This window comes from Nonomuraea aurantiaca (assembly GCF_020215705.1).
Classification (GTDB): domain Bacteria; phylum Actinomycetota; class Actinomycetes; order Streptosporangiales; family Streptosporangiaceae; genus Nonomuraea; species Nonomuraea aurantiaca.
Window position 1 is genome coordinate 1 of sequence record NZ_JAIWNB010000015.1, and the last position, 15,967, is coordinate 15,967.

General features: G+C 64.8%; 10 protein-coding genes and 1 tRNA gene. 4 read left to right on the forward strand and 7 right to left on the reverse strand.

The genetic code is table 11. The features are described 5' to 3' along the window. Positions 1–129 precede the first annotated feature (129 nt). Entirely contained in the window at positions 130–1,452 is a 1,323-nt protein-coding gene (locus LDL49_RS30890; RefSeq protein WP_225296088.1) for an IS630 family transposase, read from the reverse strand. Between the two features lie 32 nt (positions 1,453–1,484). Beyond that, the gene (locus tag LDL49_RS30895; protein WP_225296090.1) at positions 1,485–1,727 is read right to left on the reverse strand and encodes an NUDIX domain-containing protein; all 243 of its coding nucleotides are present in this window, start codon (positions 1,725–1,727) and stop codon (positions 1,485–1,487) included. Positions 1,728–2,232: 505 nt separating this feature from the next. Here LDL49_RS30895 and LDL49_RS30900 point away from each other — a divergent pair. Further along, on the forward strand, positions 2,233–6,900 hold the full coding sequence (locus LDL49_RS30900; RefSeq protein WP_225296092.1) for a DNRLRE domain-containing protein: 4,668 nt from the start codon (positions 2,233–2,235) through the stop codon (positions 6,898–6,900). Positions 6,901–6,996: 96 nt separating this feature from the next. Next, positions 6,997–7,467 carry a hypothetical protein gene (locus LDL49_RS30905; protein WP_225296095.1) on the forward strand — a complete coding sequence of 157 codons (471 nt, stop codon included), beginning with the start codon at positions 6,997–6,999 and terminating at the stop codon, positions 7,465–7,467. A 632-nt stretch (positions 7,468–8,099) separates the two neighbouring features. Here LDL49_RS30905 and LDL49_RS30910 read toward each other — a convergent pair. Then, a tRNA-Arg gene (locus LDL49_RS30910) sits at positions 8,100–8,172 on the reverse strand. Positions 8,173–9,439: 1,267 nt separating this feature from the next. On the opposite strand from LDL49_RS30910, the gene LDL49_RS30915 reads away from it, so the two are divergent. Next, positions 9,440–10,459, forward strand: a complete 1,020-nt coding sequence (locus LDL49_RS30915) for a D-alanyl-D-alanine carboxypeptidase family protein (protein ID WP_225296096.1) — start codon at positions 9,440–9,442, stop codon at positions 10,457–10,459. Between the two features lie 24 nt (positions 10,460–10,483). Here LDL49_RS30915 and LDL49_RS30920 read toward each other — a convergent pair whose 3' ends face one another. Together LDL49_RS30920 and LDL49_RS30925 are read right to left on the reverse strand one after the other, a co-directional pair. Further along, positions 10,484–10,930 (reverse strand): CpaB family protein, encoded by a 447-nt coding sequence (locus LDL49_RS30920; protein WP_225296098.1) that lies wholly within the window; start codon positions 10,928–10,930, stop codon positions 10,484–10,486. Positions 10,931–11,151: 221 nt separating this feature from the next. After that, positions 11,152–11,958, reverse strand: coding sequence for an S-methyl-5'-thioadenosine phosphorylase (locus LDL49_RS30925; protein ID WP_225296101.1), 807 nt, complete (start codon positions 11,956–11,958; stop codon positions 11,152–11,154). Between the two features lie 109 nt (positions 11,959–12,067). On the opposite strand from LDL49_RS30925, the gene LDL49_RS30930 reads away from it, so the two are divergent. After that, positions 12,068–14,050: a DHA2 family efflux MFS transporter permease subunit gene (locus LDL49_RS30930; RefSeq protein ID WP_225296103.1), complete on the forward strand. Its 1,983-nt coding sequence runs from the start codon at positions 12,068–12,070 to the stop codon at positions 14,048–14,050. 6 nt (positions 14,051–14,056) lie between these two features. On the opposite strand, the gene LDL49_RS30935 is transcribed toward LDL49_RS30930, so the two are convergent. Together LDL49_RS30935 and LDL49_RS30940 are read right to left on the reverse strand one after the other, a co-directional pair. Further along, a complete protein-coding gene (locus tag LDL49_RS30935) occupies positions 14,057–14,371 on the reverse strand; it encodes an FmdB family zinc ribbon protein (RefSeq protein ID WP_225296104.1) in 315 nt (104 codons plus the stop codon). A 68-nt stretch (positions 14,372–14,439) separates the two neighbouring features. Further along, positions 14,440–15,945, reverse strand: a complete 1,506-nt coding sequence (locus LDL49_RS30940; protein WP_225296106.1) for a potassium/proton antiporter — start codon at positions 15,943–15,945, stop codon at positions 14,440–14,442. Positions 15,946–15,967 lie beyond the last annotated feature (22 nt).

Below are 15,967 nucleotides of genomic sequence, written 5' to 3' on the forward strand. Positions count from 1 at the left end.
AGCCTGCGGACCTTGACCGGTTGCGTCACCTGGCCTCCTGAGCGCCGATCGAACGTGATCAGCACCATCCAATCGGCAGGAGCGACTTACACGCCAACCCGGTGATCGTTTCCGGTCACAGCACTAGTGTCATGCGCCTGAAATTCGTCGGAGATATTTAGCGAGGGATTCAAGGATCTCTTCTGCGGTCTTCTTCCATACGAAGGGGCGGGGATTGTCGTTCCACTGAGCGATCCAGTCCCGGATGTCTCGCTCCAGGGATTGGATGCTCTTGTGCACGCCGCGGCGGATCATTTGGTCGGTCAGGAAGCCGAACCAGCGCTCGACCTGGTTGATCCATGAGGAGCCGGTCGGGGTGAAGTGCAGGTGGAAGCGGGGGTGGCGGGCCAGCCATGCCTTGATCGCCGGGGTCTTGTGGGTGCCGTAGTTGTCGCAGATCAGGTGGACGTCCAGCTCGGCCGGCACCGTCTTGTCGATCGTGATCAGGAATTTCTTGAACTCGGTGGCGCGGTGCTGGCGGTGCAGTTCCCCGATGACGCTGCCGTCGGCGACGTTGAAGGCGGCGAACAGGCTGGTGATCCCGTTACGGACGTAGTCGTGGGTGCGCCGCTCGGGCATGCCCGGCATCATCGGCAGCACCGGCTGCGACCTATCCAGCGCCTGGATCTGGGACTTCTCATCCACGCACAGCACCACCGCCCGCTCGGGCGGATGGTGATACAGGCCGACCACATCGACGACCTTCTCCACGAACAACGGATCGCTCGACAGCTTGAAGGTGTCGGCCTGGTGCGGCTTGAGCCCGAAGTCCCGCCAGATCCGCCCGATGGTCGACTTGCTCAACCCGCTGCGTACGGCCATCCGGGCGCGTGACCAGTGCGTGGCGTTCTTCGGTGTCTCCTCCAGTGTCGCCACCACCACCTCTTCGATCTGATCCAAGGTGATCGAGGCCGGCCGGCCCGGACGCTGCTCATCGATCAGCCCGTCCAGTCGTAACCAGATGAACCGATGACGCCACTTCGACACCGTGTCCGGGTGCACCCGCAACTCGGTGGCGATCTGCTGATTGTCCTTACCGTCCGCGCACGCCAGCACGATCCTCGAGCGCATCGCCAAGACCTGCGAGGACTTCGCCCGCCGGGCCCACCGTTGCAGTACCACCCGCTCGTGGTCGGTCACCGTCAACTCCGCCTTAGGCCGCCCCACGCGGGACCCATCGGCCAACCCATCCAACCCACCCTCGGCAAAGGCGGCACGCCATTTGCGCACCGTGCCCACGGCGATGCCCAACTCCCGCGCCACCTGGGCATTACTGGCCCCCGGCTCCGCGCAGGCAAGCACGATCTTCGCCCGGATCGCCAACCTCGATGGCTCTGCCGACATGCCAACCAGCCGAGCTCGCTCGACTTCGGTCAGATGGATCTCCACCGCCAGCGGTCCCGAATGCGCCATGCCCACAAGAATAGAAACTTATCCGGCGAATTTCAGGCGCATGACACTAGGTGCACGTCGACCAGGCCGACCTCCTCTGACAGTTCCCGGCGCGCCGCCACTTCGATGTCCTCGCCTTGGTGGTGGAGAAAGCCCCCCGGGAGAGCGAGCATGCCGTAATGCGGCTCGACGCCGCGTTCGACGAGCAGGACGTGCAGGCGGGCGTCACGCAAGGTCAAGATCACCAGATCGACAGCGAGCAGGACGCTCGGCGGCTCCCATTGGTCGTCGGCCATGAATCCTACAGTATCTTTTTGTCAGATTGACAGGAAGCTTCGAAAGGTCGCAATTCCCTTCCCGGTTAAGGCTCACGGGAGTCATTACAGGGGTTGCAAAGTTGAGGCGACCCGGCGTGGTTGCGGGCCTTTCACCTGATCGGGGATTATCCCCATAGGGTGCGGCATCCGCATGGGGTCTGACCCCGGCTACCCAGGCCAAGGCCAAGCGTGAGCAGGTGCGGGCGAAGCACCGCTGATGTGGCACCGCCATAGGCGGCCAAGCACACCGCGCCCGGGCCGACCGCACATTGCCACAACCAGGGCCTCGTAACGGAATGTGATCTACCGCATTCATTCGCGAAAGTGTGTTCGATTTTGTTATCTGCGAAGGCTTGTCCCCTCAGGTAAGGATGAGATAAAAGGATCTTGAGATATATCCCATCACTCCTGATTGAGGGTGTTAGTGAAGACCACACAGAAATTAGGGCGCTCCCGGTTACTCGCGATAACGTCAGCGCTCTCAGTGGCCACCTCGCTGATGACGGCCCCCGCTATCGCCGAGGTGGAGGCTCCACCTCCCACCCAGAAGCCCTCCGCCACAGCTTCGACTGATCCTTTTGAGGCTCTGAGGGCTGAAGCAAAAAAGCAAAATAAGCGGGTCGAGATCCCCGCTTACCGCAGCGAGTATGGAACGTTCTACGCCAACCCCGACGGCCGGACGATGCACGCCGAGGTGGCGACCAGGCCGGTGTGGATGCGGGCGAAGGACGGCACCAGTTGGCTGCCGGTCGATCCGACGCTGGTCGAGAAGGATGGTGTCATCCAGCCGAAGGCGGTCAAGGGCGACCTCGTCCTTTCGCCCGGCGGCGACACCATGCTGATCAAGGTGAATGGCGAGGCGGGTCCGGCCTCGATCGCGACCCCGAACAAGCTTCCGAAGCCGGAGATCAAGGGCAGCGTCGCCACTTACCGGTCCGCTTACGGCAAGGGTTTGGATCTCGTCATCACAGTGACGCCCAGTGGCTTCACGCAGGAAATCGTGATCCGCGAGCGGCCCGGCTCCGGGAGCAGAGACCTGAAGTTCCGCATCCCGGTGAAGTTGCCGAAGGGTTCGAAGTTCGGCACCGCGGCAGGCAAGCCCGCTCTGCTGAACGCCAAGGGCAAGCAGACGGGGGATGTCTCATCGGCGCTGATGGTGGACGCTGCCGCTAACGCCAACCCCGACACGGGGAAGATCGGCCAGGCTCCGATTGAAGTAGAGCACAGTGCTGCAGGTGACAGTGCTGTCGTCGCCGCCGACTCCAAGTTCCTGGCCGATCCTGCTGTGACATATCCGGTGACGGTGCAGACGGCGTCGGAAACATGGACGGGTACTGGGATCGACGGCGACACGCACGTTAGCAACGTTCGCCAGAGCGGCAAGGATAATGCGGGGCTGACGTGGTCGTTCGCCGGCAGGTCGCACAGCGGCTCTCAGACGCACCGCGCCTATTTCCGCTTCAACATCAAGGGCACGCCGCTGGAGGGTGGCACAGTCAGCAACGCGGACCTGCGACTGTTCAACTACAACTCCTCCAACTGCTCTGACACCGACAATCCTGGTATCGAGCTGCGGCAGATCACCAGCTCCTGGGACATACAGACGCTGACGTGGAACACTCAACCGCGCTCGACGACCGAGGGGCACGTCGGCAACAAGGGCGCCTACAGCGCGACCATCTGCCCTGAAGGCGAGGGTGAGCTGTACTACTCGATCGAGCAGATCGTCCAGGGTTGGATGAACGGCACTCCCGACCTGGGCGTGGTGCTGAAGTCCCCGATCGAGACGGAAGCCTCGAACTGGCGCAGCTACCGGATGTTTGAGTACGGCGGCTACGACACCTACCCCGCCACTCCTCGCGGCCCGGTGCTGTTCATCGAGTACACGCCCGTGCCAGCGGAGTACCTCGACGTCGCCTATCTCACCGACAGTGACGCGGCGACCGAGGATACCTATGAAGCGGATCAAGCGCAGGTGGACTCAGGCACAACGGGAAATGAGCCGGATCCCACGCCTGTTCCGAACGCCGACGAAGTGCGGGCAGACAGCCTCCGCTCCGGCGTGGCCAGCGAGAGCGAGCTTATGGAGCAAGGTCATCCGGATGGGCTGACCGATGAACAGATCGAGCAGGGAAGCGACCCTAACCGTGGTGACAACACACCGCCAACCTCGACGCCAACACCTCACCCGACTCCGACAGGTCCAACAACTCCCGACAAGATCCTCAATGAGAACCCCTACTTCGAGACGGCCATCGCACCATGGACCGGCATAGGAGGCCTTCTGGAGCGTTCGACCGACCGGGCACACGAGGCGAACGGACAAGCGTCCGCACGAGTAACCACCGATGCGGGGGCTTCGGAAACGACCGTGCGTTCTGAAGGCGACATTCCGGTATCGAAGACGGAGTTCTACACGTCCTCAGGCTGGTTCTACTCGCCCGGAAAGGATCAATCCCTCCACTACGGCATCGAATGGCTGGATCAGACAGGCCAGACGATCAGCTCAAGTCTTGAAAACGTTACCGCTGCCGCAGACACCTGGACCCAGGTAGAAACTCCGGAATGGCCTCCAGCCGATGCGGTCAAAGCACGACTTACCGTACGGCTAGGCGCCCAAGCAACGGCCACATCGCTCTATATGGACGAACTCATGTTGCTTGGACCGGGCGCGCCACCACCTGTGACAGGGAATCAGCACACTATAACTATACCGCTGCAAGCGGACATGTGGATCGACAATGAAGGCGGTGGCGATGCCGCGGGTGAAGGGCTATGGGCCGGAGCTTGGAGTTTCTTCAGCAGCATGACCCTGGAGCGCAGCTACCTGCGATTCGACACGACCGCAATCAGTGGCAAGGCGGTGGTAGACGCAAAGCTCCAGCTATGGAACAACTCATCCGACGGCTGCGGAGACAGCCAGTCGGGAATCAAGACGCAACAGGTCACAACTGCGTGGACCACCGACACAGTATCGTGGAGCAACCAACCTGCCAGCACGACCGCAAATGAGGCCACGGCCCAGGATCCGGGAGGCTGCACCGACGAGCCCGGCGCGAACGTGGCCTGGTCCTGGCCCATCACCGGGATTGCTCAGGCGTGGGCTGCGGGCGAACAGAACAACGGTCTCGTCCTCCGAGGCGTCGATGAGTCCGCTACGGCCCCCGTATACGACCGCGGATTCCTCTCCTCCCGCGGGAGCACGTCCCAGGAGCAGAGTCCCACTCTGACTGTGACCTACGTCGATACCACGACTCCGACACCTACACCCACCCCCCCTTCGACGGGGGAACCGGATGTGACACCGCCGTCGATCGTGGAGACCAGCCCATCGGACGAGGCCCAAGGCGTCCCAGCCGACACCGAAATTACTGTCCACTTCAGCGAAGCCATTAAAGCCGCAACGCTGACCCTGGTCGACCAGTTTGAGAACGTGATCGTGCCGGGCCGATCGCAGATGAGCCAGGGCGACACAGTGCTCACGTTCACTCCCAGCCATCCTCTGGATGGCATCTACAACATTCAGCTAAGTAATGTGTCAGATGTTGCAGGAAACGTCATGCCTCCATATTCGGGGATATTCTCTACCGGTACTTGGAGTCCCGCAAAGGCGCTGTCTGACCCGTCCAGGCAGTCGTTGAAGATCGGCACGCTTCGGGTGCGAGGCAGTCGCCTGGACAAGGGCAAGCCGACCATCTCTAGCGTGGAGCCGTACCTGCTGGTCAACGTGGAGCGTAAGGGCGCCGGCCGCACCACTGTTGAAGTCGAGGTAGCGCACGATCCTGATGCCGTCGGTCATCGCGAGGGAACAGTCTGGGATTCCACCGTTAGCGTGACGCCAGGAACACGAACCGTGAGTTTCAAAATCCCTCCGACGAAACTCAAGAAGGGGTGGGGCCTGCGCTGGCGGGCCCGAGCATCAGCCGGCGGTGCGACTGGCGCGTGGTCTGAGTGGAGCACCTTCCGAGTGGAGGCATCCGAGAAGCGCTCGACCCCCGTCAAGACGATGGATGAGCTCCCATCCACGAAGTCGTGGCCAGAAGAAATTAAATCCTGGAGCGAGTGCACGGCAGACAATGCCGCCATCCTCTCAGGCCGGAAACAAGGATGGCTCAAGAACCGGTTCAATTGGTGTCAGACCCGGTTTGTCAAAATACGCCAGTGGGTCAAGCGAGGCGGAAAGAAAACAAAGATCGGTGAGGTGAAAGGGTGGCTGTATCTTCGAACCACGGCCGCGCTTGACGATCGTAAGTTCTCGGTCTTCTATCGACTCGATCCCACGCTAGCATGGGGCACCCTGTTAAATCCCAACCTGCAACTTCTGCCATACAATACGAGTTCCTCAGGGAACCCGACGACGTGTGCCGGAATACAGTACGGTGTCAGCAATGCTCCGCTGTCATCCTGGGGGCACGGAAATGGGGATCAGGACTGGGATGGCGCCTGGGAGTTTCATTCCCGGTATCTGGCCGATCCGAGAAGCGCCATCGAGCAGTGTGTAGTGAGCCCACATTTGAAGGCTACGGCCCCAGGGTTCAATAAAACGACCAAGAAGAATGTGAAAATTTACGTCCGGTGCGACAGCTCGGCCGCTATCACCTGGTATGGGGGGCGTGGTGGGTGCGTGGTCATGATGGGTGTTCCCATCATGCATCTGTCGAGAAACGACGTTAACGAGAAGGGCGACACCTGGCCTGAACAATATGACCATATCTACGATGCGCTTTATCGGAGCATGGGATCTTATCCGCTACCGGGGGGCGTCAACTTCCCCGGCTTGCCGCCCAATACGCAGAAGCGTATCCCCGGAGATACAGCAATGCGTTCGCTAACCCGGCTGACGAACTCGACAGCAGTGAATGAGCAGCGAACAGAATCGAGCCGTATCTGCCACACTGAAATCAGGAAAACGTGGCCCGGGAGCATTAAAAAATACGGAGACAAGGCGCTAAACTGCGACGAATTCCCATTCGCCTCTACCTATCAGGGATCCTTGCGCGCAGATCCTGCATATAACTTCTCTGTTCGACTGATAAACGGTAGGCAGAACCAAAAGTTCGGCAGCTCGCTGGGGGCGTGGTTCCAGAATAATCGGATTCTCGATGGAGACTCCTTCATGGTCAACATGCATACGCCGGTGAGATGGACCTAGCCCCATAACTACTGGAGATTCGAGTGTCGCCCCGACGGATAGACTCTGTCGGGGCGCCTTCCACTAGACTGGCGTGGAACTGAGGAGGCCCGTAGCATGGCGAAACTGGTCACTGCCATGGAAGACATAGTCTCCGTCGAGTACGGACAGTTCCTGTTCCTAGACGAGGACGGCTCGGCAGGCGCTAAGGATGCCCCCTCTCCATGGGAGCTCGGCTATGACGACGATGACTGGTTGCAGGTCACCGTTAACGGCGGTCTGGTCAGCACCGGATACTCCGATCACAAGGTGCAGGTGCGGTTCGAGCTCTGGGACGGGGCTCCCGACGATCCCGGCGACGGCAACGTGCGGGAAGTGGAGTTCTCGGCTACCTCAGGGCGGATCCGCCTAGCCGAGTTGGTCTCCCACAGCGACCACGCCGCCTTCGATCTAGGACAGCAAGTTACGTCATGGAAGCTCCGCGCGATCTTGCGCGAACTCCGCGACCCCGACGAAGTTGACTGGGAAACCGAAGGATTCCCGTCGGACCTGGAGGTCTACTGCCTTCAGTTCTGGCCAGGCGGGTAAGTCTCGAGCAACGCACGAAATCTGTGGATCTGTCGGGAAGGGGCTCCTTCCCGACAATCACATAGGGACTCAAGTATGACCGACGCGCCAACGGCGGTCGGGAAGGCACGCCCGATACTCAAGCTAGTGCCCGGGCCGTCGGAGGGAGACCGGACCGGCGGCCAGGTTGCCGGGCCGTCGTCGTCGATCGATGAGATCGTGCGGGAGGGGGCGGCGGATGCTGGCCGGGATGCTCCAGGCTGAGGTCGACGCCTGTATCGCCAGGTTCGTCAATGAGCGGTGACGAGCGGGGCCGCCGTCTGATGGTGCGGAATGGCTCTCACCAGTCGCGCGAGATCGCTGACCGTGCGATCAGCGGCTTCCCGGAGCGGTCGGGGCCCGATCGGGCTGCGCAGAAGCCTGCAAGTCTCTGAGGATGGCGTCGCTCTCGCCTCGGCCGGTCGGATCTTGAGCCAGTCGTACGGCCGTGCTGAACTCGGGAAATGCCACCAAGATCATCCCGTATATATCCCGTGATCATGCTCCTACGGCTGCATTGGGGTGCGCCCGGCGGCCTACCAACGGTCTAGCAAGCAAAAGACCTGCGGCCGAGAAAGCGCAGGTCAGCATGCTAAAAGCCTGGTGGAGAAGAGTGCCCCCGGCAGGATTCGAACCTGCGGCACCCGCTTTAGGAGAGCGGTGCTCTATCCCCTGAGCTACGGAGGCGGACCCCGTAAGCCTAGCGAAACTACGGCAGTGTGTGGGACGCGGGGCGGCGGTGAGTTTGGCGGGGTGGGTCATGGGTGCTCTGAGCTGCAGTAAAGGCATGGCAAGCGATCAGATTGTTGCGCATCCCGCGTAGATAGCGTCGGGTCCGTGACCAGAAGGCGACGTAGTCAGGTGCGTAGGCGGCCTGTCGTGTTGATTGCGGCTGTGTTGGCGCCGGGGATCCTTGCTGGGGGGTTGTTGGCGGGGGAGCTCACCGGCTATGAGAGGGCGGCGGCGCAGCGGGGGATGCGGGCTGGGGTTGGGGGGTGGGTGGGGTTTGAGCCGGTTTTGATGCCTGCGCCTGGTCGGCCTGAGCGGTGGTACGAGGGGGTGGTGCCGGCAGTTGTGCGCGATGCCGCGCCGAAGCCGAAGCCGCAGGAGGGCGAGGCAGAGATGGTGATGCCCTCTCCTGCGCCTGTCGTCGTGGAACGAGGTACTACGGCTGAGCCTGTGCGTACGGAGCGGGCGTGTGCGGGGGAGTGGGTGGATACGTGGCTTTGGAAGTCGTGTCGGGAGCATGAGCGGCGGCCCCAGCGGGAGGCGACCGGCCTCGAGCGGGAGGCGGCTGGCCCCAAGGGAGAGGTGACCGAGCCCAAGCGGGAGGCGGCCGGCCCCAAGCGAGAGGTGGCCGGGCTCAATCGGGAAGTGACCGAGCCCAAGCGAGAGGTGACCGAAGGGGGAAGCGAAGGCGGAAGTGAGGGTGGAAGTGAAGGAGGGGAGGTGGATGTTTGGGAGTGGTGGTGGCCTGCTTGATGCGTTCGCTGAAGATGGTGCTGTTCCGACTGTGCTTGGCCTCGTCTGAGTGTGTATGGCTCCGCTTGCCGGTGAAACCGAGTACGCGTTGATCCGACCGTGAGGAGTGTGGCAGTCGCCTGCCCTGCCACCCACCCCCATAGATGCCACAGATGGCCGCCGCGCCACCCCGAGGGTCATCACATGCCCCCGTGGGTCATATGCCCGTGAGGATGCACCGGCCGCACACGTGGGCGGATCTGTCCGTGATGTACCCGTCCTACCTGGGACGACAAGCCCCTGAAGGCTGCTGGTAAGGCAGTTGGACGTACAAAGTGGTTCTTTCGCGGTCATAACAGGTCTTCTGACTTCGGTCCGGGCACTCGGAGGGCTGTAGTAACGTGCGTGCCGGACCCTGGTAACAGAGTTGCAAACGGAGGAGTCGACGGTGCCATCCCCTCGGTCAGCGGGTCTGATCGCGGTTGTCATGGCCATGACTTCCCTGGTCGTGCTACCTGCGGCTACGCCTGCCCACGCCGAACGGCGGGATCCGGCGACCCTTACCGAGCTCCGCAAGGAGGCCGAGAAGTCGGCCAAGGAGCTTGAGGACGCGACCAAGGCGCTGGAGAAGCGTCGTAGCGACATCGCCGCCTCTGAGAAGGCGCTGACGGGCAAGCTCAACGCGCTGCAGGAGGCGGAGAGGAAGCTTGCCGTGATCCGGCAGCCCGTGTCGCAGATGGCGGAGTTGCTGTACGAGCAGCCCGTCGGAGGTGATGGGGTTACGCCGTTCCTGTCCGGTGACGCTAACGCGGATACGTTGCGGGCCCTGACCAACACCTCTCATATCGTGGCGCTTCGGCAGCAGGTGGTTGAGCAGACCAGCACGCTCTACAAGGAGACGGAGCGGCTGGCCGGGGAGGCGCAGGAGTTGCGGGCGTCGAATCTGCTGGCCGAGGCGCAGATGGCGGTGGAGATCGATACGCTCAGGCAGCGGTCGGACAAGATCGTCAAGTCGTTGACCGCGGCGCTGGTGAAGATGGGCATCAAGGTCGACAAGGTGGGGCGGGCGGCGCTGGGGTGCAATCCGTTGCGGGCGGCGACGGCCAACTCCTATCCGAATGGGTTGATCCCCAAGGCGATGTTGTGTCCGTTGCAGCAGAAGGGGCAGAGCCTCAGGGCTGATGCGACGATCGCCTTCGTCAGCTTGAATGAGGCCTATCGGAAGCGGTTCGGCAAGCAGATGTGCGTGACCGACGCGTACCGCAGTCTGGCTGAGCAGCAGTCGGTTTACTATCGGCGGCCGGGGTTCGCGGCGGTGCCGGGGCGGAGTAACCACGGGCTCGGGCTGGCTGTTGACCTTTGTGGTGGGGTGGAGCGGTTCCGGTCGGTGGAGTTCGTCTGGATGGAGAACAACTCCAAGAAGTATGGGTGGTTCCATCCGTCCTGGGCCTACAGCAGCCCGTTTGAGCCGTGGCATTGGGAGTACGACCCCAAGAAGGATTCCGTTCTCTAGGCGAATCCATTTCGGTGACGGTTGCTACGGGTGGGGCTTGATGGTGATGGACAGTCGGCCGCCTGCCTGGGCGGCGGCCAGCTGGCTTGCTTGTGACGGGGTGGTGGCCAGCACGATCAGGGCGCCGTGGTCGTCGTCGGCCTTGGGGATGGTCACGACGGTGACGTCGTCGGCGACCAGTTGGGCCGGCTGGCCCTCCCAGGCGGCCAGGACGCCGATCGTCGAGCCTGGGGCGATCAGCTGGGCCGTGTCGGAGTCGGCGATGCGCACCGGCGCGGCCACGGTGCCGGGTGGCAGCGGGAGCGAGTGGAGCAGGCGTACGTCGGTGAGGGGCTCGCCGCGGCGCATGGCCCCGGCCAGCACGCGGCCGACGGCGCCCGAGCGGACGGCGCCGGACGGGGGTGGGTTGAGGGCGGCCGGGCGGAGGTCGCCCGGTTTGAGGATGCCGGGGGAGAGGTCATGGGTTGCCACCAGTACGGAGGGGGCGTGAGTAGGGCGTAGGGCGACATATGTGGAAAGGACGCCGATGCCAGCTGCCATCGCCGCGACAAGACGCCGCCGACGACGTCCAACCCGCCCAAGGCACCCGAGCCGGCCGAGCCCTCCGAGCCCGCCTAGCCGGCTGAGCCGTTCAGGCCGCCCCGCCGAACCGGGGCGGGCGAGCCCCGGCCGGCCGCCCGCAGGGCTTCCATTCACGGCAGTTCGAACGGCAGCTTGATGCCGTCCAACGCCGACCCGCACGGGCACGATCGCTCACTCGGCAGCCCCTGCACGGCCTCCGCCACCAGACCCCGCATGCGTGTCACATTCCGGGCGAAGAACTCCAGCACCTCGTCATGGGTCACGCCTTCGCCGGCCTCGACCCCGGCGTCGTGGTCGGTCACCAGCGACAGGGAGGTGTAGCACAGCGCCAGCTCGCGGGCCAGAATCGCCTCGGGGAAGCCGGTCATGCCGACGATCGTCCACCCGTTGCCCGCGAACCAGCGCGACTCGGCCCGGGTCGAGAAGCGCGGGCCCTCGATCACCACGAGGGTGCCGCCGTCGACCGTGGCCCAGCCGCCCGCCCGAGCGGCCGTGACGGCCACGGAGCGGCCCGAAGGGCAGTAGGGGTCGGCGAAGGACACGTGCACCGCGCCGTCGATGTCGTAGAAGGTCTGGACTCGTCCTGACGTACGGTCGATGAGCTGATCGGGGATCACGATCGCGCCCGGCCCGTGCTCCACCTGGAGCGAGCCCACGGCGCTGGGCGCGAGCACCTGGCGGACGCCGAGCGAGCGCAACGCCCAGAGGTTGGCCCGGTAGGGGATGCGATGGGGCGGAAAGCGATGATCCCGCCCGTGTCTGGGGATGAACGCCACGGGGCGCGAGCCGATCCGCCCGACCGTGACCACGTCGCTGGGCGGCCCGTAAGGGGTGGCGACCTCTATTTCCTCCGCATCGTCGAGCAGGGAGTAAAAGCCCGAGCCGCCGATGACGCCGATGTCTGCACGAGTGAGCATGGCGCCGAGATTAGCGGTATCGGTGGAGGGGGAGCAGGGGCTGAATGGCGTTCTGTGGATAACTTACTTCGTTGCGTTAGCACACAAGTGCGAAGAGTAGTATCTTCGCATGCGGCAAAAGGGCCTCGTCTTCATCATCGTCGCGCTCATGCTCGGCCTGCTGCTGGCGGCGCTCGACCAGACGATCGTGTCCACCGCCCTGCCGACGATCGTGAGCGACCTCGGCGGCCTGGAGCAGCTGTCGTGGGTGGTGACGGCCTACCTGCTCGCCTCGACGGTCTCCACGCCACTCTGGGGCAAGCTGGGCGACCAGTACGGCCGTAAGAGGCTGTTCGTCGCGGCGATCGTCATCTTTCTCGTCGGCTCGGCACTCTGCGGCCTGAGCCAGAACATGGGCGAGCTCATCTTCTTCCGCTCGATCCAGGGGCTGGGCGGCGGCGGGCTCATGGTGCTGGCCCAGGCGATCGTCGGCGACGTCGTGTCGCCCCGCGACAGGGGGAAATACCAGGGGTTCTTCGGCGGGGTCTTCGCGGTGTCCAGCATCGTGGGGCCACTGCTCGGCGGGCTGTTCGTCGACCATCTCAGCTGGCACTGGGTCTTCTACATCAACCTGCCCATCGGCGCGGTCGCGCTGTTCGTGATCGCCACGGCGCTGCCGGGTGACCAGACGCGGACCAAGCACAAGATCGACTATATGGGCGTCGTGCTGCTCGGCGGCGCCACGTCCTGCCTGGTCCTGATCGCCACCGGGGGTGCCGCCGTCAGCCCGATGATCATCGGGCTCGCGGTGGCGGCCGTCGCCCTGCTCGCCGGGTGGGTGCTCGCCGAGCGGCGGGCGGCCGAGCCGGTCCTGCCGCTCGGGCTGTTCAGGATCAGGGCGTTCTCGCTGACGGCGTTCGTCGGGTTCGTGGTGGGGTTCGGGATGTTCGGCGCGCTCGCGTACCTTCCGCTCTACCTGCAGGTGGTTCACGGGGTCAGCGCGACGTTGTCCGGGGTCTATCTGCTGCCGATGATGGCGGGGATGTTCACGATGTCCATCGTGAGCGGTCAGATCATCGCCAGGACCGGCAAATACCGCTTCCTGCCCATCGCGGGCACCGGAGTCGCGACGGCGGGGATGTTCCTGCTCTCCATGGTGACCGAGCACACGAGCCTGACGGCGCTGGGTCTGTCCCTGCTGGTCCTGGGGGTGGGGCTGGGGATGACCATGCAGGTGCTGGTGATCATCGTGCAGAACGCGGTCGACTTCAAGGATCTCGGCGTGGCCACGTCGGGGGCGACGTTCTTCCGGATGATCGGCGGCTCGTTCGGCGTCGCCACGCTCGGCGCGGTCTTCACCGCCCGGCTCGACGCCGATCTGCGCGGTCTGCTGGCCAAGACCAGGCTGCCGCCGGGCTTCGATCCGGCGCAGGTCCAGCAGGATCCCACCACCGTCCAGCGGCTGCCGGGCGACCTCGTGGCTGCGTTTCTGCACGTGTACGCCGACGCGATCGCCGCCGTCTTCCGGGTGGCGGCGCCGGTGATGTTCGTCGCGTTCCTGCTCAGCTGGTTGATTCCGCAGCAGCGCCTCAGGGAGACGACCAAGGCGGCCGACCTGGGGGAGGGGCTGGGCGCCACGTCGGCGGAGCGGTCGTCGCTGGCCGAGGTCGAGCGCGGTCTCGTACGCCTGGCGGACGCCAACCTGCGCAGGGGCTTCTACGAAAGGCTGGGCGACTTGGCCGGTTTGACCGGCGTGCCACCGCAGGGCGTCTGGATCGTGGCCAGGCTCGGCGGCGAGGGCTGGGTCAAGGCCGCGGACCTGGCGGAGCGGGCGAACGTCAGCCGCGAACAAGGCCGTCCCTATGCCAACCAGCTGATAACGGACGGCCTTGTCGAACGGTCACCGGACGGCGACTCGCTGCGGCTCACAGAAGACGGGCAGCGGGCCGCGCTGAGGCTGCTGCGCTGCTCGAGCGAGGGATTGAGCAGACTCGTCGCGGACTGGGGCGCGCACCCCCAGCTGGAGCAACTCGTCGAACGAGTCGCCCCGGCCCTGCTCGGCGACAACGCCGATTGCCCACGCCAGGCGAGGCAGCGTAGGGGCGCGGCGTAAAGGGGGCTAAGAGGTCGCGGAAGCGGCTGCGGGGGCCGGAGTCGTGGTGGACTTCGACTCGGCCGGCTTGGACTCCGCGGGCTTGCTCTCGCTCGACTTCCCGTTGGACGAGGACGAAGAGGAGGTGGACGAACCAGTCGAACTGGCCCTGTTGTCCGTACGGTAGAAGCCCGATCCCTTGAACACGATCCCGACGGCGGAGAACACCTTGCGCAGGTTCCCCTCGCAGGCCGGGCAGACGGTCAGCGCATCGTCGGTAAACTTCTGAACGACTTCGAGCTGCTCACCGCAGTCGTTGCAGGCGTACTGGTAGGTCGGCACGCGCTCCTCCTTCAAGTTCTGGCACTCGAGCGATGCGACTGCTAATGGTAACCGATTAGGTCAAACGTCTATTCCGAACCGCGTTCTCCGTACCATCCGGCCAGCTTGCCCCGGCGGCTGACCGCGCGCATGCGGCTCTCGACCTCGTCGCGGCAGGCTGCGGTGGCGACGACGAGCAGCTGGTCGTCCGCCCGGACCCGGGTGGTGCCCGAGGGTACGAACGATTTGCCGTCGCGGACGATGAGCGTGACGGCGGCCCCGGCCGGCAGGCGCAGCTCGAAGATCTCGACGCCGTGCAGCTGGGAGCCGGGCGGCACCTTGATCTGCAGCAGGTCGGCCTTCAGCTCCTCCAGCGGCGCCGACTCCACCTCCAGGTCGTGCGCCTCTCCGGGGGCGGCCACACCGAGGATCCTGGCCACGAACGGCAGCGTCGGCCCCTGCAGCAGCGTGAAGACCATCACGATCACGAAGACCTCGTTGAAGATGTCCTTCGAGCCCGCGACCCCGGCCGCCCAGGGGATGGTCGCCAGCACGATGGGGACCGCTCCGCGCAGGCCGGCCCATGACAGGAACGCCTGTTCGCGCCAGTTCGTCCGCCCGAGGCGCAGCAGCCGGGCCGCCAGCGCGCTGACCATCACGGACAGTGGCCTGGCCAGGAGCACCAGGACCGTTCCCGCGATGAGGCCCTGGACGATCGCCGACGGCATCTCCTTGGGGTCGGCCAGCAGCCCGAGCATCACGAACAGCCCGATCTGCGCCAGCCAGGCGGCCCCTTCCGCGAACCCCCTGGTCGCCGCCCGGTGCGGCAGTCGCGAGTTGCCCAGGATCAGCGCCGTCAGGTAGACGGCCAGGAAGCCCGAGCCGTGCAGCAGCACCGCCCCGCCGTACGAGACGAAGGTCAGCGCCAGGACGGCGATCGGATACAGGCCCGAGGCGGGCAGGGCGACGCGGCGCAGGGCGTACGCGCCGGCGGGCCCGATGGCCAGGCCGACCGCCGCGCCGATGAGCAGCTCGGTCCCGGTCCGCAGCAGGAACGCGCCGAGTGACGGCGGCGAGTGAGTGGCGCCGCTCAGCAGCACCACCGCGATCACGGTGGGCGCGTCGTTGAAGCCCGACTCCGCCTCCAGCACGCCGGCCAGGCGCGGCGGCAGCGGCAGCCGCCGCAGCACCGAGAACACGGCGGCCGCGTCGGTGGAGGCCAGCACCGCGCCGAGGATCAGCGCGGAGTTCAGCCCGAACCCCAGCAGCCCTTGTACGGCCACCGCCACCACCAGGATGCTGACCGCCACGCCCAGGGTGGCCAGGATCAGGGCCAGCGGCACCGAGCGGCGCACGTGGCTCCAGCTCGTGGTCAGACCGCCCTCCGCCAGGATCACCGCCAGCGCGCTCAGGCCGATCTGCTGGGCCAGCTCCGGATTGTCGAACGGGATGCCGAACCCGGCCTCGCCCAGGACCAGGCCCAGGCCCAGGAAGAGCAGAAGGCTGGGCAGGCCGCTGCGATGCGCGATGCGGACGGAGGCGATGGCCGCGATGACGATCGCGGCACCAAGGAGAAGCCAGACATCAAGCGTCATCTGGTCCCCTCCTGTGTGTTTC

What these genes read in the sequence shown, in the direction of transcription:
- LDL49_RS30890 (WP_225296088.1), bottom strand. Translation starts at nt 1,452, where the DNA reads ATGGCGCATTCGGGACCGCTGGCGGTGGAGATCCATCTGACCGAAGTC.
- LDL49_RS30895 (WP_225296090.1), bottom strand. Translation starts at nt 1,727, where the DNA reads ATGGCCGACGACCAATGGGAGCCGCCGAGCGTCCTGCTCGCTGTCGAT.
- LDL49_RS30905 (WP_225296095.1), top strand. Translation starts at nt 6,997, where the DNA reads ATGGCGAAACTGGTCACTGCCATGGAAGACATAGTCTCCGTCGAGTAC.
- LDL49_RS30915 (WP_225296096.1), top strand. Translation starts at nt 9,440, where the DNA reads ATGACTTCCCTGGTCGTGCTACCTGCGGCTACGCCTGCCCACGCCGAA.
- LDL49_RS30925 (WP_225296101.1), bottom strand. Translation starts at nt 11,958, where the DNA reads ATGCTCACTCGTGCAGACATCGGCGTCATCGGCGGCTCGGGCTTTTAC.
- LDL49_RS30930 (WP_225296103.1), top strand. Translation starts at nt 12,068, where the DNA reads ATGCGGCAAAAGGGCCTCGTCTTCATCATCGTCGCGCTCATGCTCGGC.
- LDL49_RS30940 (WP_225296106.1), bottom strand. Translation starts at nt 15,945, where the DNA reads ATGACGCTTGATGTCTGGCTTCTCCTTGGTGCCGCGATCGTCATCGCG.